General features: G+C 39.7%; 16 protein-coding genes and 1 tRNA gene. 1 reads left to right on the top strand and 16 read right to left on the bottom strand.

Annotated features, from left to right (window positions below; genetic code table 11):
• Positions 1–28 precede the first annotated feature (28 nt).
• From aroC to xerC, 7 genes are all read right to left on the bottom strand, one after another.
• Positions 29–1,207 (bottom strand): chorismate synthase, encoded by a 1,179-nt coding sequence (aroC, locus tag FF105_RS04165; RefSeq protein ID WP_010278288.1) that lies wholly within the window; start codon positions 1,205–1,207, stop codon positions 29–31.
• Position 1,208: 1 nt separating this feature from the next.
• Entirely contained in the window at positions 1,209–2,273 is a 1,065-nt protein-coding gene (aroB, locus tag FF105_RS04160) for a 3-dehydroquinate synthase (RefSeq protein WP_010278290.1), read from the bottom strand.
• Positions 2,270–3,262 carry a 3-deoxy-7-phosphoheptulonate synthase gene (aroF, locus tag FF105_RS04155; protein ID WP_010278291.1) on the bottom strand — a complete coding sequence of 331 codons (993 nt, stop codon included), beginning with the start codon at positions 3,260–3,262 and terminating at the stop codon, positions 2,270–2,272. Before aroF ends, aroB begins: the two co-directional genes overlap by 4 nt.
• Before the next feature lie 31 nt (positions 3,263–3,293).
• On the bottom strand, positions 3,294–4,118 hold the full coding sequence (locus FF105_RS04150; RefSeq protein WP_010278293.1) for a shikimate dehydrogenase family protein: 825 nt from the start codon (positions 4,116–4,118) through the stop codon (positions 3,294–3,296).
• On the bottom strand, positions 4,115–6,040 hold the full coding sequence (locus FF105_RS04145; protein WP_010278296.1) for a transketolase family protein: 1,926 nt from the start codon (positions 6,038–6,040) through the stop codon (positions 4,115–4,117). The genes FF105_RS04150 and FF105_RS04145 overlap by 4 nt, the downstream gene beginning before the upstream one ends.
• Before the next feature lie 354 nt (positions 6,041–6,394).
• On the bottom strand, positions 6,395–7,273 hold the full coding sequence (locus FF105_RS04140; protein WP_010278297.1) for an aldose 1-epimerase family protein: 879 nt from the start codon (positions 7,271–7,273) through the stop codon (positions 6,395–6,397).
• A gap of 40 nt (positions 7,274–7,313) precedes the next feature.
• Entirely contained in the window at positions 7,314–8,216 is a 903-nt protein-coding gene (gene xerC / locus FF105_RS04135) for a tyrosine recombinase XerC (RefSeq protein WP_010278299.1), read from the bottom strand.
• A 155-nt stretch (positions 8,217–8,371) separates the two neighbouring features.
• Here xerC and FF105_RS04130 point away from each other — a divergent pair, with 155 nt between their 5' ends.
• A complete protein-coding gene (locus tag FF105_RS04130; protein ID WP_010278302.1) occupies positions 8,372–8,812 on the top strand; it encodes a hypothetical protein in 441 nt (146 codons plus the stop codon).
• 32 nt (positions 8,813–8,844) lie between these two features.
• Here the strand turns inward: FF105_RS04130 and FF105_RS04125 are convergent, their stop codons facing one another.
• From FF105_RS04125 to FF105_RS04085, 9 genes are all read right to left on the bottom strand, one after another.
• Positions 8,845–10,188, bottom strand: a complete 1,344-nt coding sequence (locus FF105_RS04125) for a PFL family protein (protein WP_010278305.1) — start codon at positions 10,186–10,188, stop codon at positions 8,845–8,847.
• A 44-nt stretch (positions 10,189–10,232) separates the two neighbouring features.
• Positions 10,233–10,526, bottom strand: coding sequence for an ACT domain-containing protein (locus FF105_RS04120; RefSeq protein WP_010278308.1), 294 nt, complete (start codon positions 10,524–10,526; stop codon positions 10,233–10,235).
• A 27-nt stretch (positions 10,527–10,553) separates the two neighbouring features.
• A complete protein-coding gene (locus tag FF105_RS04115) occupies positions 10,554–11,057 on the bottom strand; it encodes an ASCH domain-containing protein (RefSeq protein WP_010278311.1) in 504 nt (167 codons plus the stop codon).
• A 24-nt stretch (positions 11,058–11,081) separates the two neighbouring features.
• Positions 11,082–11,525 (bottom strand): nucleoside 2-deoxyribosyltransferase, encoded by a 444-nt coding sequence (locus FF105_RS04110; protein WP_010278314.1) that lies wholly within the window; start codon positions 11,523–11,525, stop codon positions 11,082–11,084.
• A 98-nt stretch (positions 11,526–11,623) separates the two neighbouring features.
• Positions 11,624–12,781 carry a hydroxymethylglutaryl-CoA synthase gene (locus FF105_RS04105; RefSeq protein ID WP_010278316.1) on the bottom strand — a complete coding sequence of 386 codons (1,158 nt, stop codon included), beginning with the start codon at positions 12,779–12,781 and terminating at the stop codon, positions 11,624–11,626.
• Between the two features lie 68 nt (positions 12,782–12,849).
• Positions 12,850–14,472 carry an ABC-F family ATP-binding cassette domain-containing protein gene (locus FF105_RS04100; RefSeq protein ID WP_010278319.1) on the bottom strand — a complete coding sequence of 541 codons (1,623 nt, stop codon included), beginning with the start codon at positions 14,470–14,472 and terminating at the stop codon, positions 12,850–12,852.
• 141 nt (positions 14,473–14,613) lie between these two features.
• Positions 14,614–15,051, bottom strand: coding sequence for a hypothetical protein (locus FF105_RS04095; protein ID WP_031940997.1), 438 nt, complete (start codon positions 15,049–15,051; stop codon positions 14,614–14,616).
• A gap of 50 nt (positions 15,052–15,101) precedes the next feature.
• A complete protein-coding gene (locus tag FF105_RS04090; RefSeq protein ID WP_290046357.1) occupies positions 15,102–15,842 on the bottom strand; it encodes an RsmE family RNA methyltransferase in 741 nt (246 codons plus the stop codon).
• Positions 15,843–15,993: 151 nt separating this feature from the next.
• Positions 15,994–16,067 (bottom strand) — tRNA-Ile (locus FF105_RS04085).
• Between the last annotated feature and the right edge of the window lie 25 nt (positions 16,068–16,092).

Here is a 16,092-nt window from a genome sequence, read left to right as displayed (position 1 = left end):
TATGTACGCGGTGAGACCCGCTTATTTTTTAAAATGTTCTAATTTCGTCACGATAGCGTTCAACTTGTTCTTTCATTCGATCAATATTATCTGCGTCAAATTTGTCTAACACCGCTTTGGCCAATTCAATAGCAACCATCGCCTCGGCAATAACTGCAGCAGCTGTCACGGCCGTCGTATCTGAACGTTCAATTGACGCTTTATGGTTTTGATGTGTATCAATGTCAACTGATTGCATAGGACGATAGAGTGTTGGAATTGGTTTCACCACACCTCGCACAACAATCGCCTCACCAGTCGTCATCCCCCCTTCAAAACCACCAAGATTATCAGAACCACGATAGAAACCACACTTTTCATCCCAAAAAATTTCATCCATAACTTGGTCACCAAATTTTTCAGCATTATCAAAACCACCACCAAATTGAACACCTTTAAAGGCATTTATGCCAACAATTGCGCGCGCAATTTTAGCATCTAATTTGGTGTCAGCCGATACATATGATCCTAAGCCGACTGGCATGCCAGTGGCCATCACCTGAACCTGACCACCCACCGTGTTAGCGTTCCGTTTCGTTTGATCGATTACTTCGCGAATCGCTGCGTCGGCCTCAGCAGATAACGCTCGTGTTGGAAAGCTCTCTGTCACTAAACGTAATTCGTTTAAATCATGGTACTTTGTTAGGTCATTCAAATTCGATTTCGCAGGTCCAACATTAACCACAAAGCCATGAACATCGACACCAATTTCTGATAGTAACTTTTTTGCGACTGCACCTACTGCGACTCGCATTGTTGTTTCTCTGGCCGATGATCGTTCTAATACATTACGCAAATCATCATGATGACGATACTTCATGCCACCGACCAAATCAGCATGACCAGGACGTGGACGTAAAACTTTTCGCAGTGTATTTTCTGATGTTGCTAGATCATCTGGCGCCATAATTTTGGACCAATTATTATGGTCGTCGTTATGAACGTTTAATGTAATTGGCGAACCTAAGGTCAGTTGATGGCGAACACCAGTGAGAAAAGTAACGGTGTCTGTTTCAATTTTTTGTCGTTCACCACGACCATATCCCTGTTGGCGGCGCGCCAGTTGCTCATCAATATCAGCTTGTGTAATATGTAATCCAGCCGGAATACCTTCAATGACGGCAATTTCTTCCGGTCCATGGCTTTCGCCAGCAGTTGTATAACGCATATTAATTCTCCATAAATGCCGGCATATCGGCTATATTCTTCTTAACAATAATTGGTTCACCAATATTAGCAAGTGCAACTAAATTTAACACACCGCCATGATTTTTTTTATCGTTCACTAGATGTTTGAAAAAATTAGGTGTGCCAATCAACGGTGAAGTTGTCGGTAATCCAACTGCTTTCAAACGATCACGCAATGAATCAGTCACGCCACTGGGGGTTATTCCGTCGCGCTCAAAGCGTTGACTAATTTCAATCATACCAATAGCTACTGCTTCACCATGACGGAGTTGACCGTGTGCCAGTAACTCAATCGCATGCCCTAACGTATGACCAAAATTCAAAAACTGACGTTGCCCAGATTCTTTTTCATCAGCCATTACCACTGATGCTTTGTAAGTAATTGCTCTCTCAGACAAAATCTGTGCTTGATCACGTATGTCAGAAACACCCTTGATTGTACCGGTCAATTGATAAAAATCGCCACCAGACAGCGCTGATGTTTTGACCACTTCCCCATATCCTTCGACTAAATCACGATCAGACAACGTGTCCAAATAAGTCGCATCAACTAATACAAGATCTGGCTGGTAAAATGATCCCACAATATTTTTTGTGTCACCTAAATTAACAGCTGTTTTGCCACCAACAGACGAATCAACTTGCGCGGTGAGCGATGTGGCAATTTGTACAAAGGCAATGCCTCGCATATATAAGGAAGCGACCACACCACCCAAATCACCAATGACACCACCGCCCAGAGCAATGACACCATCGCCACGTGTGAAGCCTGCCGAAGCCATTTTTGAAATCAATTCACCAACAGCAGGCAATGATTTTGATGATTCTCCAGCTGGAACAGTCAGCGACAATACTTCATAACCTGCAGAACGTAATTGCGTTTCAGTGTCTGATAAGTAAAGCGGTCCAACATTACTATCTGTCAGCAATGCTATTTTACGTTTGCTCCAAACTTGACTCAATTCTTCACCAATGTGCTTGTGTAGTTGTTTATCAATCTTAACTTTGTAAGTTTTTGTTGCTAATTCAACAATTACTTGACTCATTTAATTGCCTCCCGAATTTGACGTATCTTGTCTGCTAACAGTTTAAATTCATCCGGCGTCAAAGCTTGCGCCCCATCAACAAAGGCATGTGCAGGATCATCATGAATTTCTGTCATAAGGCCTTGTGCGCCTGCTGCCACAGCAGCTAATGCTAGAGGTGCCACAAATTTAGAGACACCAGCCGCATGAGAAGCATCAGCTACAACAGGATAGTGCGTCAACGATTGCAAAACAGGAATTGCAGATACGTCTAAGGTATTGCGTGTGTATTTATTATCATAGGTACGGATACCACGCTCCATCAAGATAATTTGATCATTGCCACCTGCAGCAATGTATTCTGCAGCGTTTAACAAATCGTCAATCGTAGCTGACATACCACGTTTTAAGACAACTGGTTTCTGCTTCTTTCCTAATGCTTTCAACAATGCAAAGTTTTGCATATTGCGTGTACCAACTTGGAAAATATCAGTATATGAATCTACCAAATCAACATCTCGGGTATCTAAAATCTCGGTCACCATATCCATCTCGAGGGCATCAGCGGCCGCGCGATGGGCTTTCAACCCTGCTTCACCATTACCTTGGAAAGAATATGGCGAGGTTCTAGGTTTAAATGCACCACCGCGTAGCACGGTAGCCCCAGCTGCTTTAACTGCTTTTCCCATCGCCTCAACGTGAGCTGGAGACTCAATTGAATCAGGTCCTGCCATGAATGTGAAATGTTGTCCACCAATGACACTGTGAGGTGTTTTAATGATTGTATCTTCGGGATGAAAGTCACGTGACGACTTAATTGCTGAATGATGGTTGGTAATAATCTCCACAATTTCTGATTTTACCTCCTGTAACTCAGTTTCAGGTAAAGTCTTGACACCTGCTAAAGCAACACGGTTATCATGAACAAACACTGGTTTAATTGGATTTTGATGATCTAACACCTGAGCAATATGTTGAGCAGCTACTGTTGATTTTGCAATAATTATCATGTTTTATTCTCCACTTTTTATAATAATGTTTTTAAGATGTAATGGCTTTTGCCATTAAGAGGCGATCGGCTGGCTGGTCAAACCAATATTCAAAACTTAGTGCGCCTTGATTAACTAACATCGGTATGCCATTCATCGTTAGTAATCCTCGTTGTGACGCTGATTTTAAAAGAACAGTCTGCTGATTGCGGTAAATGATGTCAACTACCAGACTATGCAAAGGCATGAGTGATAATTGATAATCTGTCAGCAAAGTTCGCGCATCATTCATGCCAACAGTTGTTGCATTGACCAACATATCTGTTTGAAGTAATGCTTGCGTTAAAGCCTGATTGTCAGCCAAATCTTCCAAGTGTCCGATGCCTTGACTCAAATAGGCAATTTCAGTCTCGCGTTGCGACCAATTTTGATGCGCACGATTGAAAACAGATATATTTCTAACCCCATACTCTCGTGCACTGGCAATAATGGCACGAGCAGCACCACCAGTACCGATGACTACAATATTTTCTTTAGGCTGTTGACGCTTAATACTTTGCCAAAAACCATCACCATCAGTATTTGTGCCCACTAGTCTGTTTTTTATACGTTTCACGGTATTAACAGCCTGTAATCTTTGTGCCAACGGTGAAATATCATCCAAGTAGTTGATAATTTGATTTTTATATGGCGTTGAAACATTAAAGCCATTGATTTGTAACGTTTTTAAACCAACAATCGCCTGCTCAAATAATTGTGGTGCTACATCAAACGCTTGGTAATAGGCATCAATATGAGCTGCATTTATCATTTTATTTTGCATTTTTGGTGATAATGAGTGTCCTGCTGGATAAGCCAATAAACCATATAAAGTCATTTTACGTCCTCAATAATTCGTGCACTGATTGCGTGAGCGTCAAATCCCAATTCGCGTAACGCAATGTCTGGTGCAGCGCTCATACCAAAATCATCAAGCCCAAAAATCAGCCCATTATCCTGCGCAATTTCACGCCACCCCAGACAAGTTCCTGCCTCTATTATGACATTTTTTGCAGTATATTCGTCGACAATGTTATTTCTTTTAGATTTTTCTAATGACTGAAATTTCCTTAAATTGGGCATACTGATGACATTTGCAGGAAATGGCAATAATTCTTTGACTTTTATGGCAATTTGAACTTCTGATCCCGTAGCTATCAAATTGATTTTGGCCTGTTCGTTATGAATAATTTCTGATGCGCCATATTTCTGAGCATTACTGGCTTGTACTTCATTACCTTGGGTGCCTAAATTACCACGACTCAAAATCAAGATTGTTGGTTTGTCAATTGAAGTCAAAGCTTGTTGCCAAGCTAATGCTATTTCATTGGCCGTCCCTGGTCGAAGAACCTCGACATTTGGAATAGAACGTAACGCCATTAGTTGTTCGACAGGTTGATGTGTGGGACCGTCCTCGCCAACCGTTATGCTATCATGAGTGAAAACATAAATCACAGGTACTTTTTGAAGTGCACTCAATCTGATTGCGGCTTTCATATAATCAGAAAAAGCTAAAAATGTTGCGCCAAATATTTTTGTGCCACCATGTAACGCAATACCATTCATCACTGCACCCATCGCAAACTCCCGAACACCAAACGCAATATTACGACCGGCACGATTTTGTGCATTAAACAAATCTGCTCCAACAATTTCAGCGTTCGTGGAAGCGACTAAATCAGCTGAACCGCCCCACAAATTGGGTAGTTGTTGCGCAAATTTTTGCAAAATATGCTTAGAAATTTTACGACCAGCTTGTTGTTTCAAATCATCAACAATTGTTGGTACTTTTAATTTATTAGTTGCTGTTGTCGCCTCATAAGCTTGCATGGCCGAAAGAGATGGTTGTTTCTCTCGATTTAAACGTCGCATTATTCTGTCTTTCATATCAGCCAGTAGGTTAGCTGGTACGTTAAAGTTATCAATGTCCACATTCAAATTATGAGCCAAATCCAGCAATTCACTTGATTTAAGCGGTGTGCCGTGCGCTTTATTGGAACCAGCAAATGGTCCAAAATCACCAATAACTGTCTGAACTGCAATTAAGGACGGTTTGTCACTTTTTTTTGCCATTTCAATTGCGTCATGGATTGCGTTTAAATCATTGCCATCATCAACTAGTAACGTTTGCCAACCATAGCTTTGAAAGCGGACAATGTTATCAGTCACATCAGCACGGTTTTTTGGTCCATCTAAGCTGACGTTATTGTCATCGTACAAAACAATTAAGCGTTCTAACTGTTGTTGTCCGGCTAGTGACGCTGCTTCATGACTAACACCCTCCATCAAATCACCATCACCAACCAAAGCATAAGTATAATGATTAATTACCTCAGGGTGATTAGCCCGCAAATGTTCCTCCGCCATCGCCATGCCAACGGCCATTCCAAGACCTTGCCCCAAGGGACCAGTTGTTGCTTCCACACCTGGCGTTAGGCCAACTTCTGGATGCCCCGGAGTTATTGAATAAGGTTGCCTAAAATCTTGAAGATCATCACTAGAAATATTAAAACCGGCGACATGCAGGGTTGCATACAGTAATGCGGCACCATGTCCAGCAGAGAGGACAAAACGATCTCGATTAATCATCTTCGGATTCTGTGGATTAATGACGAGTTGATTAGCATACAATTCATATAAAATAGGTGCTGCTCCAAGCGCTATACCAGGGTGCCCTGATCCAGCCTTACTAATCATTTGATTAGACAATAGCCGTAGCATGTTAATTGTCTGCGTTTCGATGCTATTATTTGTTGTCATATTATTCTCCGTATTATAAAAAACCGAACTAAGTGCATAACACTTAGTTCGGTTTAACAGAAAATTCATTATCTGAAAAATAGAACGTCACTAAGTGTTTATTACAACTTAGTGACTCAACCTTCAAAAGCTTCTGGTCGCTAAGTGCGTCGTTCCCGACACACTTGGCGTGCGACGGGTTTACATAAACCAGAAGTAAAAATAGCTATTGTTTTTTAAGATTGTATTGTTCATTTTTCCTAACCTTTAATATTTGATGTTATTTATCATAACGGAATTTAATATAATTGTCAATACCTAATTAAATTCTCATAAAAAATAAATTAACTCTACCTGCTAAAACGTCTTGATTTTTTAAAAGAATTGTAGACTGTAGGTGCCTTCAAACGTGTCACCTGCTGCCAAAACATTAACGCCAAACTTTTCTTTGAAGTTACCACTAGCGTCAACAGTATCAGCAATACCCCACCATGGTTCAAGTGCAATAAACGGTGCTTGTTTGCCGGCTGGTGTCCATACACCAATATACTGTGCATTATCCAAAACCATGCGTAAACCATGCTGATTAGCCAATCGCGCTAACAAAAATGATGTTTTCTGACGATCTAGCTTCAAAATAATCGCATCATCATGATAATCCTCTTGTCGTAAACGAAGCGGAATACTTGCATTAAACGGCGTTGGATTATTAGGATTTGAATATGGTCCCACAAGTCGAACACGATCATATGTGACTTCCGGCTCAATTGACAAATAATAGTCAGAAAATTTACCCCCATCAAGTGGTAAATTGAAAGCTGGATGCCCACCAACACTGAAGAACAACGATTCCTCAGTGTCTGGATTGTGCACAATATAAGCAACATGTAATGTATCATCATCGCTTAATTCATAGCTAATATCTAACTGAAACTTAAAAGGGAAGACACGATGTGTTGTTTCCGTATCTACAATCCGGAAAACAACTTTATTCTCGCTTTGCTCAACAACGTCAAACACCATGTTACGGGCAAAACCGTGCTGATTCATGTAATAAGTTTCACCTGCCACTTTAAATTGATCGCCACGCAGGCGACCAACAATTGGAAATAAATTAGAAGCGTGACGACCCCAATATTTAGGATCAGCAATCCAAATATATTCCAACTCAGCATCTTTATGCCAAACACTAGTTAGTTCGGCACCTTCTTCATTGATTTTTACAATTAGGTTTTTATTTTCAAGAGTTATCATAACTATAATTCTACCTTGTTTTTTGTCATTTGTGAAGCGTTTACTTTTTTGCGCGTGGAAAAAAATTTTGATAATTTTTCTGCAAACTTTCTCGAGTAACATGTGTATACATTTGCGTCGTAGAAAGATTGACATGGCCTAATAATTCTTGCACTGTACGCATGTCCGCACCGTGATTTAACAGATGTGTCGCAAAAGTGTGTCGCAACATGTGGGGATGAATTTTGCCGGTTAATGATGATTGCTTCATGAGTTGATCAAGAATATAAGTGATGCCTGCGGTTGTGATGGGTTGTCCACGATGATTAACAAAAACGACACGGTGGTCCATGCCTGCTGTTAACTCTGATCTTAAACCATCAATATAAGTTGAAAGCGCTATTGCCGCAAAATGACCAAAAGGTACATATCTGTCTTTATTACCTTTTCCATGAATTAGAACTAACCGTTGTGAAAAATCGACTTGTTCCAGTTGCAAATTAGCAATTTCAGCCACACGAGCACCCGTGGCATATAAAAATTCCAATAAAGCGGCATTTCGTTGCCAAAGCTTATCTGAATGGTCATATGCCACATCAAACAACTCCTGCATTTCATTTTCATAAAAAAACTCAGGTAAATGATTTTGATGCTTTTTTAAAGCCACATTATCAAATGGATTATCCAAAGCAAACTTATTTGCAATCAAAAATTGATAAAACATACGAAGACTACTAATCTTACGCGAAATGGTTGTTCGTGCTAAATTATGTTCGTAAAGATCATTTAAAAAAACACGGACATCAAGTCCCTGAACCTCTTTGAATTTTGTAAATCCGCCATTTTCAGATAGATATGTTTCAAATTCGGTGATATCAGTGAGATACGCTTTTAAGGTTTGCGGTGAGTATTGGCGCTCCGCTTGTAAATAATCATGATATAGTTCTAGTTCTCTCGTTGTCATATCTCATATTATACCCGCCTTTTAATGTTTAAGAACACTTTAATTTGTTTAGGATATACAAAACTTACCCAAACCCTAAATAAAATATCGTATAGTGATAGTAGTAAACCTTAAAATTAACCATCTAACTATACTTTGTGAACGGAGATTTGCTGATGAAAGTACCAATGACAACCCCATTAGAACAGCTGCGTAGTGGCTTAATGACTTTGCAAAACAGGACACTTATTGTTATTGCTAATTTCCGCAATAACATTTTGCACAACCGTGACTTGCGCCGTGAACGTCCTACCAAAATGTCAGATAACCGAGAATTGACAATTGTCCCCTATGAAGAAAAATCTAAAGTAGTTGATAATGCCAGTTTTGCTTACGCACTTGAAGCTTCTATCACAGAAAGCGACCAAACACAAACCCGACCTCATAGTAAATTATTGCGTGGCATCAAAAACTTTTTCTATCATCCCTTGCGTGTCTTAGCGGCACTAATTATCATCATCTTATCCGTCTATATTGCGTTAATGTTTGTGAAAGCAACAAATACTAATCAAAATCCAATTTCAAATTCTCAACCGCAATACAAAACTAAGAATTAAAAAGATGAGAACCAATTATGGTTCTCATCTTTTTAATTCTTAAACGAATGGATTGGTGCAGGAATATGCCCACCACGATTAATAAAATCAGCACTTGATTTTTCAACAACTGGCATAACTGGTGCCGTACCTAAAAGACCACCATAGTCGACCATGTCACCAACGTCCTTGCCCAACGTTGGCAGGATCCGAACGGCCGTTGTTTTATTATTTTGTACGCCAATTGCCGCTTCATCAGCAATCATAGCACTAATCGTCGTAGCAGGTGTGTTTCCTGGAATAGCAATCATATCCAAGCCGACAGAACAAACTGAAGTCATAGCTTCAAGTTTGGCCAATGATAATACCCCCGCTTTAGCAGCATCAATCATGCCAGCATCTTCAGAAACCGGAATAAAAGCACCTGAAAGACCACCAACGCGCTGTGAAGCCATCACACCGCCCTTTTTGACAGCATCATTAAGTAACATCAATGCCGCCGTTGTGCCATGGGCACCTACTTGCTCAAGACCAATTTCTTCCAGTACTTCTGCCACAGAATCCCCGCGCGCTGGGGTCGGTGCTAGACTTAGATCTACGATCCCAAATTCAACACCAAGACGTTGGGCAGCCAAAGCACCAACCATCTGACCAACACGTGTAATTTTAAACGCGGTCTGTTTGACAGTTTCAGCAACAACTTGAATCGACTCACCCTTAACTTTTTCGATGGCACGTTTAACAACACCAGGGCCTGAAACACCCACATTAATGACTACATCAGGCTCGCTGACGCCATGAAAAGCACCTGCCATAAACGGATTATCTTCAACCGCATTGGCAAAAATAACCAACTTAGCATTGGCGGTATCCGACTTCTCCGCGATTGCCATCACCGTTTCACCCATTAATTTAATAGCATCTAAATTAATACCAGCTTTGGTTGAGCCAATGTTAACACTTGACATGACCAAATCAGTTTCAGTTAAAGCACGTGGCATTGACTGAATAAGGGCTAAGTCACCGTTAGCAAATCCCTTTTGAACCAATGCCGAATATCCGCCAATAAAATCAACCCCGACAGCTTTTGCCGCATCATCCATGGCATGAGCATAGTACAGCATCTCATCAGGTGTTGCGTGACCAGCAATCAAAGCAATTGGCGTGACACTGATTCGTTTATTAGTAATTGGTATGCCGAATTCACGTTCAATTTGTTCAGCTACTGACACCAAATTTTTAGCGTAAGTTGTAATTTTATTATAAATATTTTGGGCGGTAGCCTTCGGATCACCCGCCACAGTATCTAATAAAGAAATGCCCATCGTGATAGTACGAATATCAAGATGTTCTTCTTCAACCATCTGAATTGTTTCCAGTATTTGCTTTGTTTCCATTTTTTCTCCAGTAAACTGTGCTGAGATAGACGCAATTATCGTACTCAGAAAGGTTGGTCTTGCGTTGAAACACGTGACATTGTTTCAAATATTTCTTCACGTTGTGTATGGATTGTCACACCTAATTTATCACCCAGTTGATTTAACTCGTCTTGTAAGGCGTTGAATTGTTCATCCAATGTTTCCAAATTGACTAACATACTCATAGTAAAAATATTTTGCATGATAGTTTGAGAAACATCTAAAATATTAATATGATGTTTTGATAAATTGCTAGCCACAGCTGCAATAATACCTGGCTTGTCTTGCCCCACAACTGTTATAACTGCTTTACTCATAATGATTCTCCATTTCATATAATTATTCTAATAACCATGTTGATGGCGAGCTTGCCATACCTTATAAAGCTCGTCTAATCCTGAATCCGCCAAAACTTTAGCATAAGTTTTTGGCATCTGTGACATGGCGATTGCAGATAGTTCTTTCTCGAATGGTTCAATTCGACTTGATACGATTTTATCACACCGATAGGATTTCAAATCAGCTAGCACAGCGGTATTTTGATGAATTAAACGATCATCAATTGACAACCAACCTAGTTTACCTTTGACCAAAAACGGCTTAACCCAAGATGTCACTGTTAAATGCCAAGCATAAATATCGTCATCCTGACTAACTCGATCAATATGTACCGTTGCTAATGCAGTACGTTTCGGCAACATCAAGTCAAAGGTTCCTTGTTGTGATTTTGCAGATGAAACAACTAGAAAATCTGTGACTTTACCAGGATGCCAAGAGCGATATTCAATTTTTTTTGAGCCAAACATAATCTGCGAAGCGTATGGCTGCCGAATAACTAATGCTTTCATTTGTATTCTATGTCAAGACCAAATCTAAAAAATTTCACCAGTAAAAGGGATCTCTGTTACGGCATCAAAATTATAAGTGGCTAAGTCGTCAACACTTGTCAAGTAAGCAGTTAACGGAATACCCATCATCAAGTTGACCGCTCCTTCTTTTTCTTTAACAACAATTACCGGAATATTGTTCGCAACTGCATATCCAAATTCCCATGCTGTTCCAGGATCTACTTCCTGCCCAACGTAATCAATCACAGCCACCATGATATCAGCATCATTAATAGCGTCAACATCACCATTATACGTAGCGATTCGCCATTCATGAGAAAACATTTCAAATTCTTCATGTTGGTGTTCTCTAGGTGAAAATACAGAGGAGGCTGTCTCATTTTTTGCTAAAGCAGATTCAGCTCGCGATACACGATCAATTTGTTCTTCATCGAAAAAGGGACTCGCCAAGTAGATTTTTTTTGCCATTTTTTTGCTCCATTTTTATTGATAATACTAGTCTAACAGATAGCTAAGTATTCGACTAGTAATTCTTTTAACAAAAAAACGTGTTCAAAAACACGTTTTTAGCTATATTGTCGTTCACCGTTTTGCCAGCCCAGGAATTGAAAATGATGCTTTTTGGTAGCTGACCTTATCACGTCGACATGAGAATCTAATAGTTGTGATTGGAATATTTTTTCATATTGTGCCACAGACACCTGTTGTCTTTCAGACAATTGCTTTGCAACTGATGCTGCGGGAATCGAAGACCTGAAATCTGGTTGCAGTGTCATTGAATATAACTCAGCTTCAGCCCCAGAACCATAACTAAAAATGGCAACTTTTTCACCTGGCTTCAAATCTTTCGAATGACTGAGAAGAGACAACAAGCTGAGATAAACTGAACCAGTATACAAATTACCAACATGCCGGCTGAATTGTTGACTCGCAATTAGGTTATTGAGCAAACGCTTCTGTTGTGCTTCATCAGCCTCTAAAATAATTTGATCTAAAGCTTTTTTCCCCATTTTAGTGTAAGGCAAATGAAATGCAAATCCAGTAAAGTCATTCAAACTATGCTTTGTTTGATTTTTATAACGCTGCCAAAGGGTCAAAAACATTTCTTTGTATACTTCAGTAGACAGATGACCATCGACAAGTGCTTCAGTCCGGTCAACGGGTCGCCAAAAATCCGCTACTTCTCGACTCATGTAGACAGAGTCATCGTTAATCAACGTAATATTCGGATTAGTAGCCACGATCATTGCCACAGCGCCGGCACCTTGCGTGACTTCTCCAGCAGTTGCTAAGCCATATCGCGCGATATCTGAGGCAATAACAAGAACTCTTTTATCCGGATGAGCAGCTACATAATCACGTGCTTGCATCAAGCCAAAGGTTCCAGCATAACAAGCCTGTTTGAGTTCAATCGTTCTGACAAACTCAGATAGTTGTAATAATTTTTGAACATAAATCGCACTCGACTTTGAATTATCAATACCCGATTCTGTGGCAAAAATAACCATATCAATGGTTTTTCTTTCTTGATCGTCAACGATTTGTCTCGCTGCATTAGCTCCCATTGTAACGACATCTTCATCATTAGGTATGACAGCTTGTTCATCTTGACCGATACCAATCGTATATTTATCCGGTTCGTCACCTCTTGCTTTCGCCAATGTTACTAAATCTAGCACATATTCTGGTGTATAAAAAGCAATTTTGTCAATTCCAATATTCACTTTAAATTACCTCGATTACAATTTTAACGACTACATTCATTTTAACAATGATTCTTAAACAGAGATCCTTAGTATAAGGCTTTGACTTTATCTTGAATGCTATCGTTATTAATAAATTCGTCATAAGTTGTGTCCACGCGATCAACAGCACCTTTTGAAGATACTTCAATCACATGGTTAGCGGTTGTTGCCAAGAACTCATGATCGTGTGATGTCAAAATGATTGAACCCTTAAAAGCAACGACCGCATCGTTAAGTGACTGAATTGATTCCAAATCTAAATGATTTGTCGGATCATCCATCAGCAAAACATTTGCTTTAAGCAACATCATTTTGGCTAAGACAATGCGAACCTTTTCACCACCAGACAAAACATTAATTTGCTTCAATGAATCATCTCCTCGGAACAACATCTGCCCTAACATGCCACGTAGACTTGTATTATCTTTTTGTTCTTCTTCGGCGAAATCACGTAACCAATCTAAAATGGTTAAGTCTTGATTTTCAAAATTATCGTTCAAATCTTTCGCAATGTAGGACTGAGATGTGGTAACACCCCAAGTAACAGTTCCCGCATCCGGTTCTAAAGTTCCCGCAATGATTTGCATCAAAGTCGTGGTTGCCAAATCAGAGCGAGACAAAATAGCAATTTTATCTCCCGGGCGACCAATGAAAGAAATATTATCTAATACTTTTTCGCCATCAATTGTTTTGGAAACATTTTCAACACGAACCATATCATTTCCCAATTCTCGATTTAATGGGAAATTGATGAATGGATATTTTCGTGATGAGGGCTTGATATCATCCAGAGTTATCTTGTCCAGTTGCTTCTTTCGAGCAGTCGCTTGTTTAGACTTTGAAGCATTCGCAGAGAAACGCGCTACGAATTCTTGTAGCTGCTTAATCTGTTCTTCTTTTTTTGCATTCTGTTGCGAGGCTAGGCGTTGTGCTAATTCAGAAGACTCACGCCAGAAATCATAGTTACCAACAAATGGTGTGATTTTACCAAAATCAACATCCAAAATATTAGTAGAGACCGCATTCAGGAAATGACGATCATGGGACACGACGATGACCAGATTAGGAAAATCAGCCAAAAAATCCTCTAACCAATTAATTGTTTGAACATCTAGTCCATTAGTTGGCTCATCTAAAACTAGGATATCCGGATTACCAAACAACGCTTGCGCCAATAATACCTTGACTTTATCGTTTTCAGTCAGCTCACCCATTAATGTGTACTGCATGTCATCGCCGATGCCTAATTTACTGAGTAATTGTCCGGCTTCTACTTCAGCATTCCAACCATCTAGCTCTTCAAATTCCGCACCTAAATCAGCCACTCGAACACCATCTTCATCGTTAAAATCTGGTTTGGCATAAATAGCGTCCATCTCGGTTTTAATTTGATAAAGTCTTTCGTGACCCTGAATAACAGTATCTAATACTGTAAAGTCATCAAAAGCGAAGTGATCCTGCTGTAAAGAAGACATTCTTTCGCCATCACCAATTGTAATAGTTCCTTCGGTAGGCTGTAACTCACCTTGAAGTAACTTTAAGAAAGTTGATTTTCCAGCACCATTAGCACCAATAATGCCGTATGTATTGCCAGGCGTCAACTTCAAGTTAACATCTTGATATAATTTTGGTCCTGAAAAACTAAAACTCATATTTGCGACTGTAATCACGTTAAAATCCTCCAATTTAAAAACTTGATAAATCACATGCTCTTGCATGATCTTTACCAAATTACCTTATTTTAGTGTAACAGAAAAAGCGCTAATTATCGCGCTTTTTCTAAATATCACATGAAAAATATCTCTGACCAATTAGGATTTAAAACCGCCGTCAACGGGTAATTGAATATCATCCCCTGAATCATCAGTCAAATTGTGGAAGCCAGCCTCAACAGGAATTTGGTTTTCATCAGGGTCGTCACGAGTATCTCCAAAGAAAGTAAATAAACTAAGGACAATATACATTAATCCAAAGTAAAAACCGTACTCATGTGATACTAAGTCCAACAACAATGTCGAAATCGCTGTAAATAGCACCGGTAAAAACAGCAATACAAGCGGTGAGTATCCGCGTTTGCGAACTTGATAGCCTAAATACAAAGTGTAAATACTATTAAGTATCAGGTAGAAAAATATCACTTTGTGCAGACCACTCATACTAGTAACTTTGCCCAAAAAAGGTATTATAATGCCCAACACAATTGCTGCGAGCCATTGATAGCCATAATATTTTATAAATTTTTCCATCATTATTGCACCCGCCTTAAAATAGTCTCATCTGTTTATTATATTGTACGCTATTACTGCAACTCACGCAAGACACTAATAGCGGACAGAGCGTAGAGTGGTGCAGTTTCAGCGCGCAGTATCCGCGGACCTAATCCAGCAGAAACAAAATCTAGCTGAGTTAACGTCCGAATTTCATCTATTGTCAATCCACCTTCTGGTCCAAATACCAAAACGACGTGACCACTATTGGGCACATGCTTAACCGAATCGATAAAAGAAGCTGTTTCCCCCTCTTTTGCCGATTCTTCCCAAGCCACTATACCTACATCTTTTTGCAAATGAACTGCTGTTTGCCATGTCAAAAAATCAATTTCTGGTATGCACAGGCGGTGAGACTGCTCGGCAGCCGCTTGCGCAATTTTTTGCAACCGAGACATCTTTTTGTCCTGTTGCTTGCCCCAATCAACCACAGTGCGCGACATCTTTGTAAAAATAATGCGCGCAACACCTAATTCTGTAATTTTTTGAACGAACCATTCTGAGCGATCATTTTTTAATGGCGATACAATTACTGTCACATTAATTGGCAATTCAACAGTTTGATTAGGATGTGCAATTACCTCAAGGGCAATATGATTTGTATCAATATCTGTCACTTGACCAATGACAAGTTGTTGATTATTATCCACAAACTCAGCTTTTGTGCCAATACGTGCCCGTAACACACGACCAAAGTGATTAAATGCGGCATCCTCACGAGTCAACTTAATTATCTCGTCATTGATAGAACGTTTTAGAAAATATCGCTGCATTAATAATTCCTTTTTAGATTTAATCGTCTTGAATGTCTCGCGCTTTGTACCGCCACAACAAAATATGTACCGAGTTAGGTCACCCCTATTATCTGAATAACCAACTTATTCAAAAGAACAAGCTAAAGCCTATGTTGGTACTTGCTTACAATGGACCATGTTGGACTCGAACCAACGACCGGACGGTTATGAGCCATCTGCTCTAACCAACTGAGCTAATGGTCCAATATAATTATTGTACCAAAATTCT

Origin of the sequence: Leuconostoc sp. UCMA20149, from assembly GCF_030400235.1 — a bacterium.
Classification (GTDB): Bacteria; Bacillota; Bacilli; order Lactobacillales; family Lactobacillaceae; genus Leuconostoc; species Leuconostoc pseudomesenteroides.
Note: the sequence above shows the minus strand (reverse complement) of the source record. Positions and strands in the feature narration are given on the sequence as shown.